We start from the raw sequence: 18162 nt of genomic DNA, 5'->3' as shown, positions 1-18162 counted from the left end.
AAAGGGCCGCAAAGCGGCCCCCTGGTTTCTCAGCTATTCCAGTCGGGCGCAAAGTCCGGGCTGACCACCCGCTGATCCTTCGGCAACCCGGCAATCAGCGCCCGGTCGGCATCATCCAGGCGCACCTCCAGCGCCGCCAGGTTGGCCAGCTGGTTCTCCCGGCTGCTGGCCTTGGGAATCACCGCCACCCCATCCTGGTCCAGCAGCCACTTCAATGCCACCTGGCTCGGCAGCACGTCATGCTTGCGCGCAATCTCGCGGATCACCGCCTGCTCCGCTGCACGGCCTCGGGCCAGCGGGGTATAGGCGGTCAGCAGCAGGTCATGCTGGCGGGCGTAGTCGAGCAGCGGTTGCTGGCTGAGCAGCACGTGGTACTCGACCTGGATCGCCGATAGCGGCGCGCCCAGCTCTTCGATCACCCGGCGCAGCAGGCCAAGCGGGAAGTTGGCCACGCCAATGCTGCGCGCCTTGCCCTCATCGCGCAGGGCCACCAGGGTTTCGATGCTGCGGGCCAGGTCCCAGTCCTTGCCGGGCCAGTGGATGTGGAACAGGTCGACCTGTTCGGTGCCCAGCGCGCGCAGGCTGTCTTCCAGCGACTGGCGCATGGCCTTGGGCGCCAGGCGGTCCCACCAGACCTTGGTGGTCAGGTGGATCTGCTCGCGGGGCACACTGCTGTCGCGCAGGGCCTGGCCGACGGCAGCCTCGTTGTCATAGGCGGTGGCCGTGTCGATGTGCCGGTAACCCAGTTCCAGCGCCTGGTGCACGGCACGGGTGCAGGCGTCGCCGGTCATCGGCCAGGTGCCCAGGCCGATGCAGGGCAGGTCGAGGCCGTTGCGGGTAGTGAGCCGTTGCATGAAAACTCCTTGTTCGAGGTCGAGGTCCGTCATCGATGGTGCGCGCTTTGCCGGGCACGGAACATGTAGCCGCGGCGGAAAGTGGTCGATCAGCGAACGGAATGGCAAACGTGCCACGCAAAGCCCGGAAATGAACTTCCTCAAGTCGTCGTATCTCTTCTAGAATCCGTGCTGTCGCAGCTTCCCCTGGCGCAGCATGCAGCCGCGCCGCCGTCGAGAACGCCATGAGTTCCAGCACACCGCTGTCCGGAGTCAACCAACCCCTGCGTGGCATCGCCCTGGTGGTGGTGGCGACGTTCCTGTTTGCCAGTCACGATGCCTTGTCCAAGTTCCTCGGTGGGCTGTACCCGATCGTCATGGTGGTGTGGGCCCGCTACGTGGTGCACACGCTGCTGATGGCCGGGATCTTCCTGCCCAAGTCGGGCCTCAATGTGCTGCGCACCCGCCGCCCGGTGTTGCAGACCTTGCGGGCGTTGAGCCTGCTGAGCACCAGCCTGCTGTTCACCACCGGCCTGCAATACCTGCCGCTGGCCGAGGCGACCTCGGTCAACTTCCTTGCCCCGGTGCTGGTCACGGCGCTGTCGGCGCCCTTGCTCAAGGAGCGGGTGACGCCTGGGCAGTGGGTGGCCGTGGTGCTGGGCTTCATCGGTGTGCTGGTGGTGGTGCACCCCGGTGGCGCGATGTTCACCCCGGCGATCCTGTATCCATTCGGTTCGGCATTGGGCTTCTGCTTCTATCAGCTGCTCACTCGCATCCTGGCAGCCTATGACAGCCCGACCACCAGCAACTTCTACGCCGGGCTGTGCAACACCCTGGTGATGAGTGCGCTGGTGCCGTTCTTCTGGGAAGTTCCGCGCTGGGAGCATGCGTTGCTGATGCTGGCCCTGGGTGGTTTCGGCATGAGCGCGCACCTGCTGCTGACCCAGGCCTTCCGCCATGCCGCGCCAGCGCTGTTGGCGCCGTTCAGCTACTGCCAGATCGTGTTTGCCGGGTTGCTGGGGCTGCTGATCTACGGCCAGGTGCCCGACAGCGCGAGCTTGCTGGGTATCGCCATCATCTGCCTGAGCGGCCTGGGCGCGGCCTGGATGCAGCGCAAGAAGTAAAAGAGTGCCCGGGCGTCCATCCCTGTGGGAGCCGCGCTTGCCGGCGATGGGCCGCAAAGCGGCCCCGGCAATTTATGCAACAACCTTGAAATCGTGGGGCCGCTTTGCGGCCCATCGCCGGCAAGCGCGGCTCCCACAAGTAGAGCGCACGCCTGTCAGGCTAATTGGTAGGTGGTCTTCACCCGGGTAAAGAACTGCCGCGCATGGGTACCTTGTTCCCGCGACCCCAGGCTCGAAGCACCATTGCCACCAAACGGCACGTGGTAATCCACCCCCGCCGTCGGCAGGTTGACCATCACCATGCCCGCCGAACTGTTGCGCTTGAAGTGCTCGGCATGGCGCAGCGAGGTGGTGACGATCCCCGCCGACAAACCGAACGCCGTGTCCTCGGCAGCGGCAAAGGCTTCGTCATAGTCCCGCACCTTGAGCACGCTCAACACCGGCCCGAAGATCTCTTCGCGGTAGATACGCATGTCCGGCGTCACCTCGGTGAACAGTGCCGGGGTGAACAGATACGCCCCCGCAGCGTTCTCCACCGTCTCGCCACCGCACACCAGTTTCGCCCCCTGTTCACGGCCGCTGGCCACGTACGCCAGGTTCTGCTCCAGCTGCCGGCCATCGACCACCGGGCCGATATCGGTACTGGCCTGCAGCGCATCGCCCACCTTCAGCGCACGGGTACGCTCGGCCAGGCGCGCGACGAAGGCATCGTGGATGCCCTCGGTGACGATCACCCGCGAGCTTGCCGTGCAACGCTGCCCGGTGCTGAAGAACGAACCGTTCAGCGCCACGTCCACGGCCTGTTCCAGGTCGGCATCGTCGAGCACGATCAGCGGGTTCTTGCCGCCCATTTCCAGTTGCACTTTCTTCATGCCTTCCGCTGCCAGCCGGGCAATCTGCCGGCCGGTGTTTTCCGAGCCGGTAAAGCTGATGCCATCGATCAGCGGCGAGCGGATGATCGTGTCGCCGACGCTGCGCCCCGGCCCGATCAGCATGTTGAACACGCCCGCTGGCAGGCCGGCGCGGGCGATGATCTCGGTCAGGGCCCAGGCCGAAGAAGGCACCAGCTCGGCGGGCTTGAACACCACGCAGTTGCCGAAGCACAGCGCCGGGGCGATCTTCCACGCCGGGATGGCGATCGGGAAGTTCCACGGTGCAATGATGCCGATCACGCCCAACGGCTGGGTGAACACGTCGATGCCCACGTCCTGGCGCACCGACTGGTACTTCTCGCCTTCGGCGCGCAGCGCCTCCTGGGCGTAGAACTTGAACGAGCGCCCGGCGCGGTCCACTTCACCGAGGGCCTCGCGGACGATCTTGCCTTCCTCGCGGGCCAGCAGGGTGGCCAGCTCCTGGCGGCGGGCGAGGATTTCGCTGCCGATGAAGTCCAGCGCATCGGCGCGTTGCTGCGGGTTGCTGCGCGCCCAGCCAGGTGCGGCGCGGCGGGCGGCGGCGAGGGCCTGTTCGGTCAGCGCCTGGTCGGCGCGCACGAAGCGCTCGATCACTTCGCCGGGGTTGGACGGGTTGCGGTTTTCCAGCACGTCGCTGCCGCTGTCCAGGGCGACGAAGGCGCCGTCGACGTAACTGCTCTTGGTAACCAGGGTCATGCGCTACGGATCCTTCTGCTGTTGGCTTGGCGGGCGACGAACGCGCTGATGTTGTCCACGGCGCTGTCCATCAGCTGCTGCATGGCGTCTTCGCTGCTCCAGGCGATGTGCGGGTTGAGCAGGAAGTCGTCGCGGTCGATCAGCTGGAACAGCGGGTTGCTCGGGTGCAGCGGCTCGACTTCCACCACGTCCAGCGCCACGCCACCCAGTCGCCCTTGCTGCAGGGCGTCGATCAACGCCGCCTCGTTGACCACGCCACCACGGCCGGTGTTGACCACGATGGCATCCGGCTTCATCAGCGCCAGGCGGTCGGCGTCGATCAGGTTGTGGGTTTCGGGCGTGAGCGGGCAATTGATCGACAGCACGTCGCAGCTGCGCAGCAGTTCGGCCAGCGGTCGGCAGTCGGCACCACGGCGCTTGCCACCACGGTCCTCGAACAGCACCTGCATGCCGAAGGCCCGCGCCAGCTCGGCCAGGCGCAGGGCAATCGGGCCGCTGCCGATGATCGCCAGCTGCTTGCCGCGCACATCGCGGATGCGGTGGTCGAAGTAGATGTTCTTGTATTCGGCCTCGCCGGCATGCACCTGGCGCATCAGCCGGGTGAATGCGGCCGGGCGGCGGAACAGCTCGAGAATCATCGCCAGGCTGTGCTCGGCCACGGTGTTGGCGGCGTAGCCCGGCACGCTGGCCACTTCGATGCCATGGGCGTTGCAGTAATCGACATCGACGATGTCGCGGCCGGTCAGGGCCAGCGAGATCATCTTCAGCTTGGGCAACTGGCGCAGGTGCTCTTCACGCAGCGGCACGCTGCAGGTGAAGGCGATGGTGGCATCCTGCAGGTGCTCGATCATCTGTTCCGGGTGGGTGTAGGCAAACTGTTGCCAGGTGTGTTCGCAGTCCGGGCGCTTGAGCCGGGTGGAGGGCGCCAGGCCCTCGTCGTCGAGCAGGACGATATGTTCGCTCATGCTGTCTTCCTTATTTTTTTTGCGCCGGCACATAGCCGGCCGGAGCCATGCTGACCAGCTGGCGGGTGACGAAACCGGCGTCCTGGTCGTGGTCTTCCAGCGATTCCTTGCGCACCAGCGCATCGCGCACCATGTGCGCGCCGAAGAAGCGGAACGGCTCTGGCGGCAGCAGCTTCATCTTCTGGTTGACCAGGCCGCAGTTGGCCCACTCGTCATTGGCGTGGGTGGCCAGCGACTTGATGATGCGGCTGGCGAATACCGTGGTGGCCACGCCGTTGCCCGAGAAGCCGATGCCGTAGCTCACCGTCTGGTGATGGTCGAGGTAGCCGAAGTTGGGCAGGCCCTTCATGGCCCGGTCGATCGGGCCGGTCCAGCTGCTGACCACCGGCACGTCCTCCAGCTGCGGGTACAGGCGGCGCAGCTCGGCGGCGACCTTGTCGGCAGCCGGCGAAGGCTTTTCATAGAGGTTGCCGATACGCCCGGCATAGGCGAACTGGCCCAGCGGCTTGCCGAACACCACACGGCCGTCCGGGGTGTTGCGCCAGTAGTTGAGCACGGTGCGCGAGTCGGTCATGCACTCGCCGCGGCTGAAACCGATGGCGTCGAGCTTGGCCTTGACCGGCGCAGTGGCCACCATGTCGCTGGACATGATCGCGATCATCCGGCGCAATTCCGGGAACTGTGCGCCCCAGGCGTTGAGCGCCAGTACCACGTGGTTGGCCTTCACGTGGCCTTTGGCGGTGTGCACTACGGGGTTCTTGCCGCGTACCAAATGGGTGAACGGCGACTTCTCGAAGATCTTCACCCCCAGCTTCAGCGCCACCCGGCGCAGGCCGCGGGCGAGCATGGCTGGCTGCACGGTGGCGGCGTTGGGGTCGAAGATGCCGCCCAGCACCAGCGGCGAGCCGACGCGGCCGCGGATGGTTTCGCGGTCCAGGTCCTGGAACGGGTTGACGTCGAGTTTCTGCAGGCCGTCGGTGAGCACCCGCCAGGAGTTCATCTGCCGCTGGTTGGTCGCCGTCCACAGCCAGCCGTCCTTGCGGTACTGGGCATCGATGCCGTGCTCCTGGCAGAAGCTGCCGATCTCGTCGATCGCCGACTCCGCCGCCTCGCAGATGCGCCGCGCCTCGACGTCGCCACAAATGGTGCGCACCGACAGGTACTTGCCCCACCAGTTGGTGGCAATGCCGCCATTGCGGCCGCTGGCACCGGAGCCACAGCGGTCGCGTTCGACGATGACGATGGTCTTTTCAGGATGTGCCTGTTTCAGGCGGATGGCCGACCACAGGCCAAGGAAGCCACCGCCGACGATACACACGTCGGCTTGAATCGAGTCCTGCAGGGCAGGGGCCAGGTCGCTGTCCAGGTCGAGTGCCTGGGCATACCAGAATCCGCGGTACATGAGGGGTGCCTCTGAGCATGTTGTTGTGACGACATGATGCTCAGCGCGGTCAGTGGCCCGATATTACAGCCATGACAATTGATAGAACGGCGGCGCGTTTTGTCATGGACTTACTATTTGTCGTGCGGCATATGATATGCCGGACGCCGGGTGCATCCTACAATGGCGCTATTCAGCAAGGTCATGAGGCCGACATTCATGGTTGCGCAACTACAAGAACAACTACAAACCCTTGAACCACCGGCTCAGATCAAGCCCGAACTGCGCGTCGGCTTCGTGCTGCTCAACCAGTTCACCCTGGTGCCTGTCGCCGGCCTGGTGGATTCGCTGCGCTTTGCCGCCGACAAGTCGTTCCGCAGCCAGCAAGTGTATTGCCAGTGGGACTGGATGACCCTCGACGACCAGCCGATTGCCGCCAGTTGCGGCATGCCAATCTCGCCGACCAAATCGCTCAACCTGTTCGCCCAGTACGACTACATCGTGCTGGCCGGCGGCTTGCTCGGCGAAACCCGCAACCCGCCGGACTGGCTGCTGGATGCCTTGCGCGACGTGCATGCGGCCAACATCCCGATCATCGCCCTGTGCTCGGCGTCGTTCGTGCTGGGCAAGGCCGGCCTGCTCGATGGCCGCCGGTGCGCGGTGCACTTCACCCTGCGCGACGAGTTCCGCGAGCGCTTCCCGCTGTCGACCATGGTCATCGACAAGAGCTACGTCGATGACCGCGGCATCATCACCTGCCCGGGCGGCACCGCCATTGATCTCGCGGCCAACCTGATCCGCCGCCACTGCGGTGCGGTGCGGGCGCAGAAGGGCCTGGAATACCTGCTGGTGGATGAGCGGGCGGAGGAGGAGAGCGACAAGGCCGCCAGCGAATGCGTTTACCAGAACGACCGGGTGCAGCGGGCAATCGCCTTCATGCGCGCCAACCTCGATGCGTCGATGACGCTCAAGGCGGTGGCCGAAGCGGTGGGCACCCACCCGCGACAGTTGCACCGCGAGTTCGTCGCCAACACCCAGGAACCGCCGGCCAACTACTGGCGCAAGCTGCGCCTGGACCATGCGCGGCGCCTGCTGGTGAACACCAGCCAGAACATCACCACCATCGCCTTGGCCTGCGGGTTTTCCGATGCCTCGCACTTCATTTTGTGGTTCCGCAAGCAGTATGGCGAGACGCCGTATAGTTTCCGCAAGCGCCGGCATGAAGTGGAGCGGTTTGCCTGGCACGGTGACAAAGTAGGTCTGGACCCGGATTTGTGAGCTTACTTCGCCGGCCTATTCGCGGGTAAACCCGCTCCCACAGGGATCGCACAATACTCAGGCTTGCGCTGTACCTGTGGGAGCGGGCTCGCCCGCGAATGGGCCGCAAAGCGGCCCCGGCGATCTCAAAGCTGCCCGAAGGCCTGAATCTCGATCTTGTACTCAGGCGTCGCCAAAGCAGCCCCCACACAAGCCCGCACCGGCGGCTGGTTCCCCACCCAGGCGTCATACACCTCGTTCATCGCCGCAAACTCGCCCATGTCGGACAGCCAGATCTGCATGCGTGTGAGGTTTTGCTTGCCAGCCCCGATCTGCCCCAGCCACTGCTCCAACTGCGCCAGTACGCAACGCGTCTGCGCAGCGATATCACCCGCTTGCAGCGCAACGATCCCCGAGGTCTCGATGCGCCCATCCACCAGCACCATCTGGCTGGCCCGTGGGCCAGGGTTGATCCGTTCGATCATCTGCCGACTCCTCAGAACAGCACGTAGGTCTTGCGCAGGGTTTCGTGGATATGCCACACGCCCTCGCAGTTTTCCGGGAACAGCACTGCATCGCCGGCACGCAGCTCCACCGCTTCGCCACCATCAGGGGTGAAGGTGCAGCGGCCACTGATGATATGGCTGAACTCGCGGTTCTTGAGGAAGCGGCGGAATACACCTGGGCTGCTTTCCCACACACCGATGCTGGCACCCACCGCTTGATCGGTCTGGTCCTGGGCGGAGGCGGCATGGGCGATCGGTTCGCCGATCGGCAGGCGGGCAGGGGCCGGCTCGCCCAGCAGCGAGGCAGGGGCATTGCGGACAACGGTAAGGACTTGGCTCATGACGGGTTCCTTCAGGCTTTACGAGCGACAGATTTATAGGTTGGCGAAGCCGTTGCGGCTTGGCCGCCGAGGGCAGCGGCCTGCTGCAGGTCGAGCTTGCTGGTCTCGGGGGCCAGCCACCAGGAGATCAGCGCACCGAACAGCGAGATCAGGGCAGCGGCGAACATGGTGTTGGCCACGCCATAACTGGCCAGGGAGATCGGTACCAGGTAGGTGCCCACGGCGGCACCAATGCGCGACAGCGAAGTAGCCAAACCCACTGCAGAAGCGCGGATCTCTGTAGGGAACAGTTCGTTGGGGTACACGTATTCCAGCACCTGGGCACCGCCGATCAGTACCGCATAGGCGCCGAACAGCACCAGTACGGTGGTTGGCGACGCGTCGGGGAACACGCCCAGCAGCACCAGCGACAAGCCCGACCAGAGGAAGCTGTGGATCAGCATCTTGCGTCGCCCCAGGCGGTTGATCAGCAGGGTCGCCAGCAGGCAGCCGAGGGTGAACAGGAAGGTGATGGCGATCGAGCCGTAGGCGGCCCAGTCGCCGGTCAGCTTCAGCGCCTGCAGCACCTTAGGGGCGAAGGCATAGATGGCGAACAGCGGCACGATGGCGCAGGTCCAGAACAGCGTGACGAAAGCCATGCGCTTGCCGTAGCCGGAGTGGAACAGCGACCACAGCGACACCGGTTTGCCGCTGCTCTGCTCGGGCAGGTCGGCAATCGAGTAATCCGGGCCGTAGACCTTCTTGATCACCGCGTCGGCTTCGGCCTTGCGGCCCTTGCTCAGCAACCAGCGTGGCGATTCCGGCGTGCCGCTGCGGGCAATCAGGAACAGCGCCCCCGGCACCAGCGCGCTGGCCAGCACCCAGCGCCAGCCGTCGTCACCGCCCACGCGCAGCAGCAACTCGCCGACCACGTAGGCTACGGCAGCGCCGGCAAACCACATCAGCACCATGGCCGCCAGCAGCGGGCCGCGCTGCTTGCGCGGGAGGAACTCGGCCAGCAGCGACGTGGCGATCGGATAGTCGGCCCCGACCGCGACACCGATCAGCAAGCGCCAGGCGAACAGCGCCCAGGCTGACTCGACCCAGTACTGTGCCACCGAGAAGCCGACGATGGCGATCAGGTCCACCAGGTACAACACCTTGCGCCCGTATTTGTCGGTGAACCAGCCACCGATGAAACCGCCAAGAAACACCCCGATCAGGGCCGAGGCCGCGATCAGGCCTTCCCAGAAGGCCGACAGCTGCAAGGCGTTGGTAATTTGCAGCATGGCCACGCCGATGATGCTCAGCACATAACCATCGAGGAACGGCCCGCCTGCGGAGTAGACGGTCAGTTTGCGGTGGAAGGCATTCAGCGGAGCATCTTCGACAGAGCGTTTGGATGTGGTCATTCAACTTACCTCTTGTTGTTATTCACGCATCAGCGTCGCGGCACTATGGCACTGGCCTCGCGGGGCTCCATATAACGGCTGGGACGAGTCATGGGATGCGTTGGCGGGGCTTGCCCAGGGCTTATGCAAGTTGTCCTGGATGTTCTAGAGGGGAGGGTGGGGGCTTTTCTATCGTGGGCTTGCCCGCTCCCACAGGATTGCCGCAGCCCTGAAGCCGGCGCAGTCCCTGTGGGAGCGGGCAAGCCCGCGAAGAAGGCAACACAGATCTTCCAGAACAAACACAAGAATCCGGAACCAGAATCATGACCCGTCCCCCCTTGGAATCCCTCGACGGCGACCACTACGACGTGGTGGTCATCGGCGCCGGTGCGGTCGGCTGTGCCGCCGCCCGGCAGCTGGCCGCGCGCAACTTCCGTACCCTGCTGGTCGACCGTGGCGACATCGGTGCCGGCACCTCATCGCGCTCCAGTCGCATGCTCTATTCGGGCCTGGGCTACCTGGCCGCGCGCTACCCGCTGTGGCAGATCCCGTTTCGCCCGCTCGACATGTGGCAGCGCCTGCGCTACACCCGCGAGGTGATGCGCTGTCGCGCCGAGCTGGTCAAGGACATGCCCGGGCACCTGACCAAGCACCGTTTCCACTACCCGTTCCGCAAGGGCGACCGTTACCCGCCATGGCTGGTGGACATGGGTTTTCGCCTGGTCGAGGCGCTTGGTGGCTGGAAAGTACCCCTGGCCTACCGCCGCCAGTCGGCGCAGCAGGCGGCCGGCGACAGCGCCATGGCTGCCGGCCTTGGCGGGCCGTTGCGTGGCGTGGGGGTGTTCGAGGAATACATGTACGCCTGGCCCGAGCGCATCTGCGTCGACACCGCGCTGGACGCACAATGGCGCGGCGCGACGGTGCGCACCTATACCCGTGTCAGTCAGCTGCAGCGCAGCGAGGGCCAGTGGCAACTGACCCTGGACGAGCAGGCCCCCGAGGCGCTCGGCCAGGCGCACGTCACTGCCAAGGTGGTGATCAACGCTGCCGGGCCATGGGTCGATCGTGTGGCCGGTGCGGCCGACCGTGGCCCGCGGGTGCTCGGCATCAAGGGCGTCAATGTCATGGTACGGCTGCCCGAGGCCTATCGTGGCCAAGGCCTCGAAGCGTTCTCCAGCAAGGGCGAGCCTTACTACGTGTTCCCCTGGCGTGAATTCCACTTCATCGGCCCGACCGAATCGCACTTCACCGACGACCCGGACACGGTGCGCGTCGAGGACGGCGAGATCGACTACATCCTCGCCGAGGCCAATCACCTGTTCCCCGACCTGCAACTGACCCGCGCCGACGTGCAGCACTGCTGGTGCGGCGTGCGCCCGACCTCGACCCTGGATGGCCGCAGCACCTACCTGCCGGTGCGCCTGAGCGAGGCGGCCGGCAAGCCCGACCTGCTGACCCTGACCGGCTCGACCATCATGCTCCATCGCCATGCCGCGCGGGTGATCGCCCGAGGTGTGGAGGCGCGGTTGGGCAAGCGGGGCAAGGCGCCCAAGGGCATGATCGAACGCGAGCGCATCGATGGCCAGGACATTGCCCGTATCGTTGCCCGTGAGCATGTGGTGCGGTTGGTGGACCTGGTGCGCCGGCGTTTGCCATGCGGGCTGGACCCGGACCTGGGGCGCGAGCGGGTGGAGCAGTTGTCACACTGTACGGCAGCGGCGATGGGCTGGACGGAGGCTCGGCGGCAGGAGGAGCTGAAGCACTTCGAGGAAGACACTGCCCGGGTGTATCGACAGGCTTAGATCTCCACCGGCCTCTTCGCGGGCATGCCCGCTCCCACAGGGATCGCACAGATCTGAAGGTTTGTGCAGTACCTGTGGGAGCGGCTTTAGCCGCGAAAGGGCCGGGGCAGGAAAAACCTATCGCCCAGCCAACCCCGACCGGGTCAGCAAGGCATCCAGCACCACCTCGCAAGCCGCCCCCCAGTTGGCACTCACCGGCTGATGCATCAGCACCGCCAGACCATCGGCAGTAAAGGTCCCAGGCGTGGCAATCGCCTGCCCCAACGCTTTCAGGGTGTACTCCGGCTGGTTCCGCGCACTGCTCACGCAATCCTGCAGGTTGCCCAGCACCAGCGCACGCGCTTGGGCCGCTGGCAGGCCCTTGTCGGTCAGCCACTGCTGCAAGTCATGCAACAGGAAGTAGAACCAGCCATTCATGCACGCCGCCACCGTGGCCAGCTCGAAGGCCGGCTCATCCTGCACAACCACCAGGTTGCCCAACGGCCCCAGGCACTGTTCGGTCAACTCATCTGCCGGGCACACGACCACGGTGGACTGGTTGTACTGCGCCGCATACGACAGCATCACCCGCACGCAATGCGCGCCAGGGAAGGCTGTGGCCAGCAGTTCCAGGCTGACCCCGGCTGCCAGCGATACCAGGCGCTGGCCGGGGCGCAGGCGCACTTCGCCGGCCAGCTGTGCCAGCGACTCCGGGCGCACGCCGAGGATCACCAGGTCAGCCTGATCGACCACCGCCTGGTTGCTCGGCAGCACCTCGCATCCCTGTTCCACAGCAAGCACCTCGGCTCGCTGCGCGTTGCGTGGCGACAGGTAGAGCGCGCCCTCGAAACCACTGCGGCGCAGGCCGACCACCACTTTTTCGGTCAGCTCGCCGACCCCGAGAATACCCAGCCTGAGCATGTTGCCTCCTTTTCAGCTTTCCAGGCCGGCACGGCGCTGGCCCCAGTGCAGGTTCAGGTTGACCCCCACGCTCAGCAGCGGCTCCGGCGGGTTGCGGTTGGGGCCGTCGGAACCGAGCAGGAAGTCGATCAGCTCGTCGCGCTCGCCGCTCAGCCAGTCGGCCAGCAGGGTGCCGGTGGCGGTGCCACGGGTGATGCCCAGGCCGTTGCAGCACAGCGCCGCGTGCACGTTCGGCGCCAGGGTGCCGAAGTGCGACAGGTGGTTGCGCGACAGGCACATCGAGCCACCCCAGGTGAACTCGAACGGCAGCCCCGAGAGCATCGGGAAGCGCCGCTCGAACGACTCGCGGTGCTGGCGCCCGGCGCGGTCCAGGTAGCGCTGCCGGGCGCGGCCGTTGGCGTTGAAGCTGAAGCTGTTGCGCACCAGCAGGCGCTGGTCCGGGGTGCGCCGCAGGGTGCTGCCGAACGGGTCGGCAGGGATGATGCCCCAGGTCGCCTTGCCGCCCAGGCGCGCCTGTTCTTCTTCGGTCAGCGCACGGGTCATGCTGGCATAGGTGAAGATCGGCAGCAGCCGGCCCGGCAGGAAGCCGAAGTACGAGGCGAAGGCGTTGTTGGTCAGCAGCAGCTGGTCGGCGACGATCTCGCCGTGGGCATGCTTGAGGGTGATGCGCCGGCCCTGTTCGAGGCGAGTGATGGTGGTGCCTTCGTACAGCGTGACGTTGCCCGGCAGGCTTTCGGCCAGGCCCTTGGCCAGCGCGGCCGGCTGCAGCAATTGGGTGCCCGGGGTGTACAGCGCCTTGCGGTAGAAGGCCGTGCCGAAGTGCTCGGGCAGGTCGCGGGTGTCGATCATCTCATAAGGTTGGCCGAGCTTGTCGAGGCCGCTGCGGTAGGCTTCGAGCACCGCCAGGCCCTTGTCCTCGACCGCCGCCTGATACTTGCCATCCGGGCGAATCTGGCAGTCGATGCCGTGCTGGTTGATCAGCCCGCGCAGGATCGATTGGGCGCGCAGGTTGAGCTTGAGGTTCATCCGCGCCGTGGCCAGGTCACCGATGTAGTCGGGGGCGCCGATGTCGTGGGGCAGGTCGATGGCAAAGCCCGAGTTGCGACCCGAGGCGCCGAAGCCGACCTCCTGGGCCTCGACCAGGATAATCTCATCGTCAGGGTGGTGAAGCGCCAGTTGCCGCGCCGCAGCAAGGCCGGTGAAGCCCGCGCCGAGCACCACCCAGCGCGCCTCGCTCCGCCCCCGGTGCGCGGCGCGTGGCTGGCGCTTGGGGCTGAGGTGGAACCAGCCGCAACCGTTGTCGTCCGCGGGGGTAGAGGTGTTTCTGTACATGGGATTTTATCCGTGTTGTTTTCTCCACTATCGCATCGGGGTTTGTGGCGGGCATATAACGGGAGGGACGGGTGGTGGGATGTTCGGGCTCACCTGCGCCCGACAGGTACACGGCGGAATAGCGGCCGCGGGGTGCTGGGGTCAATTTCGGTCAAGTGGCTGCCGGCTGCGACGAACCCGGCATGTTCGGCCAGGCGCTGGCTGGCGAGGTTGTCGATGTCGGTGGTCAGCCACACTGGGGCATCGACAGCGTCCAGCAGGCAGGTCAGCGCTTCGCGCATCAGGCCCTGGCCGCTGCTGGCCTGGTTCGCCCAATAGCCCACTTCGTACTCGTCATTGCCTGGGCGCAGGCCAATGCAGCCGATGACATCCCCGCTGTCTGCGGCGAGCACGAAATAGCGCTTTTCCTTGGCCGGGTCGAGGAACTCCTCGGCGCTCAGTTGCAGCGTTTCCTGCACTTCCTTCAAGGTCCAGTCGGGCTTGGCCCAGGCCAGGAACGGCTGGTGCAGCGCGTAGCTGTCGAGCAGCGCCTGCTGCAGTTGCTGGGCGAACGCCGGCGCGGGGCGGACCAGCAGGGTGCGGGGCGTGGACAAGGTACGGGGCAGATCGGGGTAGGGCATTACAGGCCTTCCTGGGCGGGTTGATCGGGCAAGCTAAGCACATTTTTGTGTAATCTGTGCGAGCTGATTCGCGGTTTGCCGTGAACGCCCAAACCGATCATTCAAAGGAAACTGAAGGTCCGCCCATGCCCGAATACACGCTGCATTGCTTCGCCGAATCCGGCAACGCCTACAAAGCTGCGCTGATGCTCGAACTCACCGGCCAGGACTGGCAACCGGTGTTCGTTGATTTCTTCAATGGCCAGACCCGCGACCCGCAGTGGCGCGACGAGGTCAACGAGCAGGGCGAAGTGCCCGTGCTGGAGCACGCCGGGCAACGGCTCACCCAGTCGGCGCTGATTCTCGAATACCTCGCCGAACGCACCGGCCAATTCGGTCCGCGTGATGACGACGAGAAGCGAGAGATCTGGCGCTGGATGCTGTTCGACAACCACAAGTTCACCAGTTACTACGCGGCCCTGCGGTTCCTGCTGTGCCTGAAGAAGACTGGGGAGACCGATGTGACCGGCTTCTTGCGTGAGCGGGCAACAGCGGCGTACCGGATTGTCGATGCACACCTGGCGAAAACACCGTTCATGGTTGGCGGGCGGCTGACCATCGCCGACTTGTCGCTGGCAGGGTATGTGTTCATGCCGGAGGATACCGGGATCGTGCTGACCGAGTTCAGCCATATCGAGGCGTGGAAGCAGCGAATCCAGGCAGTGCCGGGCTGGAAGCATCCCTATGAACTGATGCCCCGGACGGCGTAAACCTGTGCCGGCCTCTTCGCGGGCAAGCCCGCTCCCACATTATCACCACTTCCTTTGAGGCTCGTGTGGTCCCTGTGGGAGCGGGTTTACCCGCGAAGAGGCCAGCATGGGCAAATGCAATCTCAGATGGATAGACGCACCACGCGGTTATCCAGCACCTGCGGCGCCTGTGCCCGGCGTTTGTTCACCACCAGCTCGCCGATCGCAATCAGCCGCGTGCGCGTGACGTTGCGCGATAACCCCAGCAACTGCGCGGTATGCACCTGGTTGTAATGGCAGAAGTGATACGCCGAACGCAGCAGGGCATTCTCGACCTTCTCGTACAGATCGCCAGGCTGTTCCTCATACAGCCGACTGAACGCCTGCAATAGCAGATCGTCCACGCCATGGCTCGTCGGCGCTTCCTCCCGACGCTCCAGGCGCAGGTTGGACAGCCGCAGGTCCTGCGCCTGTATCACCCCGTCGCCGCAGGTGAGCAGGCTGTGATGAATCACGTTCTCCAGCTCGCGGATATTGCCCGGCCAGCTGTACTCGACCAGCTTGGCCTGGGCCTTGGGGCTCAGCTCCACCGGCCCGTAGCCCAGCCGCTCGCTGTAGCTGCGGATGAAGTGTCGGGCCAGCGGCAGGATGTCCCCCGGCCGGTCGCGCAGCGGGTGCAGCTGCAGGGTCACCACGTTCAGCCGGTAATACAGGTCTTCGCGGAAGTGCCCGGCGTTGATCGCCTTCTCCAGCTGCACGTTGGTTGCCGCCAGCACCCGCACATTGATCGGGATGCTCTTGCGCGAGCCCAGGCGCACCACTTCGCGCTCCTGCAACACGCGCAGCAGCTTGACCTGGATCGGCAGCGGCAGGTCACCGATCTCGTCGAGGAACAGCGTGCCGCCATTGGCCTCTTCGAACCAGCCGGCCTTGGCCGCCAGGGCGCCGGTGAAGGCGCCTTTTTCATGGCCGAACAGCTCGGCCTCGACCAGCGATTCGGCGAACGCACCGCAGTTGACCGCGATGAACGGGCCGTTGCGCCGGCCGCTGAGGTTGTGGATGTGGCGCGCGACCAGTTCCTTGCCCGTGCCGGTTTCGCCAATGATCAGGACGCTGGCCTCGCTGGGGGCGACCTGTTGCAGGTGGGCGAGCAGCGCCTGCGACCTGGGGTCTTCGAAGACCTGTGCGGTCGCCCTGATCGAGGTAGCCAGTGTCGGTGACGGGGGGAGGGTCAGCAGTTGCATGGGCGATACTCAGGAATAGAAGGATGGGGCAGGGCGCTTGCCGCCGAGGGCCCACTCGCCGAGCTCGTGGAGGCGGTAATCCACCGGGTCGTGCAGGGTTTGCGTCCTCAGGTTGCGCCAGTGGCGGTCGAAGCGCAGCGAGGCGTGGGTGGCGCGGGCGCCGGTCACCTCGAACAGGCGGTTGCAGATGTCCAGGCCGTGGCGCGTGGCCGCGACCTTGGCGGTGCCGATGGCCAGGGCCAGGTCGCCGCGCTCTTCGGCGCTCAGCGCCTGCTCCTTGGCCCAGGCGCTGTCGAGCTGGCGGGCGGCGCGGGCGATCAGCAGGCGCACGCTCTCAAGGCCCACCCAGAACTCGCCGTAGTGGCGCAGCACGTAAGGGTCTTCGCTGCTGCTGGCGGCACTGGAGCGGAACCACGGCCGGCTTTCCTTGAGGCTGTACTGGCGCGCTTCGTCGAAGGCACCTTCGGCAATACCGAGGAACAGGTTGGCGAAGTGCAGCTGGGCAATCAGTGGGCGCAGCGCGGCAAACGGCGTGCTCAACGGGCCGGGGTCGAGCAGCAGTTCGGCGTGCTCGACCCGCACCCGTTCGAAGCTGGCGCTGCCACTGTCAGTCTGGCGCTGGCCGATGTTGTTCCAGTCGCTGTGCAGGGTGATGCCGGTGCGCCCGCTGGGGATCGCGGCGATCAGCAGCTTGCCGCCAGCACGCTCGTCCACTGCCGAGGCGATCAGCATTTCCGAGTCGCTGGCACCGGAGCAGAAGCTCTTCTTGCCAGAGAACTCGCACCAGCCGTCGAAGTGCTTGACCACGGTGCGGGTGTCCAGCGGGTTGAGGGCGTTGCCCCAGAACCAGTGCTTGCGTGCGGTCTGCTCGAACCACGGCTGCCACTGTTCGGGACGCGAGAACAGGCGCACGGTGGCCAGCATCAGGTGGTGGAAGCCGAACACGTGGGCAATCGAACTGTCGACCCGGGCGAACTCGCGCACCACCTCGAAGGTGTCGTGCCAGTTCGCGCCCTGGCCGCCGAACGCCTGCGGAATCACCAGCGACAGCAAACCGCTGCTGCGCAAGGCATCGCGTTCGGCCTTGGGCGTGCCGCCGCGCTCGTCGCGCTCCACCGCAGTTTGGGCGAACTGCGTGGCCAGTTCGCGCGCAACCGCCAGTGCTGGCCGGGCCGCATTCAAAGGTGCATTCATGGCGGCTCCTCAGGCGCTTTCACGGAGTGCGTGATGGGCGCCGAACAGCGGCACGGCGCGCTCGGCAGCCAGGCGGATACGCGCGCCGAGGGCATCGCTGGAAACCCGGTAGTCGGCAAGCTCGGCCTGGCTGGCGTAGACGCCGATTGGCAAGGTCAGGGCCTGCAGGAAGCTGAACAGCGGGCGCAGCTGGTGGTCGAGTACCAGCGCATGGCGTTCGCTGCCACCGGTGGCGGCGAGCAGCACCGGGGTATCGACCAGCGCGTCCTGGCCGATCAGGTCGAACAGGTGCTTGAAGTGGCCGGGGAAGCTGCCGCGGTAGACGGGCGCGGCCACCACCAGCAAGTCGGCCTTTTCCACCAGGCGTAGCTGTTGCTCCACGGCGTCGGGCAGTTCGCTGCGCCACAGTGCGGCACCCAGTGGCCGGGCGATGTCACCCAGTTCGATCAGGTGCGGCTTGATGTGCAGGCGTTGGCCCAGTTCGGCGAGGATGGCCTCGGTCAGGGCCAGGGTGCGCGATGGGCGGGCAGTGCCGCCGGACAGGGCGACGACGTTCAGTGGGGTGCTCATGGGCAGGTCTCCGGTTCTGGTTGAGCGGGGGACTTTGCTTGAGCAATCGTCGTGCCGAATCATTAATTCCTTTTAGATCAACAGGTTGCGTATTTTACAGCGCTTCCGGTATTGCCTTGTGGGCGTTGTTTTGTTGATCAGGTGTTGCGCTGCAGACAGTTGGCCGAGTGTTGGCGGCTGTACAGTTGGGAGAGTTATAGCGGAATTGTGACAGCCAAAAAAAGAATAAGAATTCATATTCTTATGCAATAAATCGCATGGCATAAAAAACCCGCTGACCGAGCGGGCGAAAGGAACAACGCTTGCGTGATTCAGTGGGAGCAAACAGTCATCGCAGTGTGCCGCCCGGCCTGGCGCGGCGATTTGGCCAGCGTGACATTCTCTTGAG

Annotated in this window: 17 protein-coding genes; 4 read left to right on the top strand and 13 right to left on the bottom strand. The window is 65.4% G+C overall.

From position 1 onward, the window contains the following. Positions 1–29: 29 nt before the first annotated feature. Entirely contained in the window at positions 30–854 is an 825-nt protein-coding gene (locus J7573_RS11195; protein WP_294334654.1) for an aldo/keto reductase, read from the bottom strand. Positions 855–1078: 224 nt separating this feature from the next. Between J7573_RS11195 and J7573_RS11190 the strand changes: the two genes are divergently transcribed. Continuing rightward, the gene (locus J7573_RS11190; protein WP_294334652.1) at positions 1079–1957 is read left to right on the top strand and encodes a DMT family transporter; all 879 of its coding nucleotides are present in this window, start codon (positions 1079–1081) and stop codon (positions 1955–1957) included. Positions 1958–2112: 155 nt separating this feature from the next. On the opposite strand, the gene J7573_RS11185 is transcribed toward J7573_RS11190, so the two are convergent. From J7573_RS11185 to J7573_RS11175, 3 genes are read right to left on the bottom strand one after another with little or no spacing between them, the layout of a single operon-like run. Next, positions 2113–3564, bottom strand: a complete 1452-nt coding sequence (locus J7573_RS11185; protein ID WP_294334650.1) for an aldehyde dehydrogenase family protein — start codon at positions 3562–3564, stop codon at positions 2113–2115. Beyond that, positions 3561–4529, bottom strand: a complete 969-nt coding sequence (locus tag J7573_RS11180; RefSeq protein ID WP_294334648.1) for an NAD(P)-dependent oxidoreductase — start codon at positions 4527–4529, stop codon at positions 3561–3563. Before J7573_RS11180 ends, J7573_RS11185 begins: the two co-directional genes overlap by 4 nt. A gap of 10 nt (positions 4530–4539) precedes the next feature. Continuing rightward, complete coding sequence (locus tag J7573_RS11175) at positions 4540–5931, bottom strand: FAD-binding oxidoreductase (protein WP_294334646.1); 1392 nt, start codon at positions 5929–5931, stop codon at positions 4540–4542. Between the two features lie 198 nt (positions 5932–6129). On the opposite strand from J7573_RS11175, the gene J7573_RS11170 reads away from it, so the two are divergent. Next, positions 6130–7188: a GlxA family transcriptional regulator gene (locus J7573_RS11170; protein WP_294334645.1), complete on the top strand. Its 1059-nt coding sequence runs from the start codon at positions 6130–6132 to the stop codon at positions 7186–7188. A 125-nt stretch (positions 7189–7313) separates the two neighbouring features. On the opposite strand, the gene J7573_RS11165 is transcribed toward J7573_RS11170, so the two are convergent. From J7573_RS11165 to J7573_RS11155, 3 genes are read right to left on the bottom strand one after another with little or no spacing between them, the layout of a single operon-like run. Then, a complete protein-coding gene (locus tag J7573_RS11165; protein ID WP_294334643.1) occupies positions 7314–7652 on the bottom strand; it encodes a RidA family protein in 339 nt (112 codons plus the stop codon). An 11-nt stretch (positions 7653–7663) separates the two neighbouring features. Then, the gene (locus tag J7573_RS11160) at positions 7664–8014 is read right to left on the bottom strand and encodes a cupin domain-containing protein (protein WP_294334641.1); all 351 of its coding nucleotides are present in this window, start codon (positions 8012–8014) and stop codon (positions 7664–7666) included. An 11-nt stretch (positions 8015–8025) separates the two neighbouring features. Next, entirely contained in the window at positions 8026–9405 is a 1380-nt protein-coding gene (locus J7573_RS11155) for an MFS transporter (protein WP_294334640.1), read from the bottom strand. A 302-nt stretch (positions 9406–9707) separates the two neighbouring features. Between J7573_RS11155 and J7573_RS11150 the strand changes: the two genes are divergently transcribed. Further along, on the top strand, positions 9708–11186 hold the full coding sequence (locus J7573_RS11150; RefSeq protein ID WP_294334638.1) for an FAD-dependent oxidoreductase: 1479 nt from the start codon (positions 9708–9710) through the stop codon (positions 11184–11186). 117 nt (positions 11187–11303) lie between these two features. On the opposite strand, the gene J7573_RS11145 is transcribed toward J7573_RS11150, so the two are convergent. From J7573_RS11145 to J7573_RS11135, 3 genes are all read right to left on the bottom strand, one after another. Further along, positions 11304–12086 (bottom strand): NAD(P)-binding domain-containing protein, encoded by a 783-nt coding sequence (locus J7573_RS11145; RefSeq protein WP_294334636.1) that lies wholly within the window; start codon positions 12084–12086, stop codon positions 11304–11306. Between the two features lie 12 nt (positions 12087–12098). Then, entirely contained in the window at positions 12099–13418 is a 1320-nt protein-coding gene (locus J7573_RS11140; RefSeq protein ID WP_294334635.1) for an FAD-binding oxidoreductase, read from the bottom strand. 89 nt (positions 13419–13507) lie between these two features. Further along, a complete protein-coding gene (locus J7573_RS11135; RefSeq protein ID WP_294334632.1) occupies positions 13508–14038 on the bottom strand; it encodes a GNAT family protein in 531 nt (176 codons plus the stop codon). Between the two features lie 125 nt (positions 14039–14163). On the opposite strand from J7573_RS11135, the gene J7573_RS11130 reads away from it, so the two are divergent. Beyond that, complete coding sequence (locus J7573_RS11130; protein WP_294334631.1) at positions 14164–14787, top strand: glutathione S-transferase; 624 nt, start codon at positions 14164–14166, stop codon at positions 14785–14787. A 122-nt stretch (positions 14788–14909) separates the two neighbouring features. On the opposite strand, the gene sfnR is transcribed toward J7573_RS11130, so the two are convergent. The 3 genes from sfnR to msuE are packed head-to-tail and all read right to left on the bottom strand — an operon-like array spanning position 14910 to position 17774. Next, on the bottom strand, positions 14910–16010 hold the full coding sequence (gene sfnR / locus J7573_RS11125; protein ID WP_294334629.1) for a sigma54-dependent transcriptional activator SfnR: 1101 nt from the start codon (positions 16008–16010) through the stop codon (positions 14910–14912). Positions 16011–16019: 9 nt separating this feature from the next. After that, on the bottom strand, positions 16020–17204 hold the full coding sequence (locus J7573_RS11120) for an acyl-CoA dehydrogenase family protein (RefSeq protein ID WP_294334627.1): 1185 nt from the start codon (positions 17202–17204) through the stop codon (positions 16020–16022). Between the two features lie 9 nt (positions 17205–17213). Then, a complete protein-coding gene (msuE, locus tag J7573_RS11115; protein ID WP_294334625.1) occupies positions 17214–17774 on the bottom strand; it encodes an FMN reductase in 561 nt (186 codons plus the stop codon). Positions 17775–18162: the final 388 nt, after the last annotated feature.

Source organism: Pseudomonas sp. (assembly GCF_017744435.1).
Classification (GTDB): Bacteria; Pseudomonadota; Gammaproteobacteria; order Pseudomonadales; family Pseudomonadaceae; genus Aquipseudomonas.
Note: the sequence above shows the minus strand (reverse complement) of the source record. Positions and strands in the feature narration are given on the sequence as shown.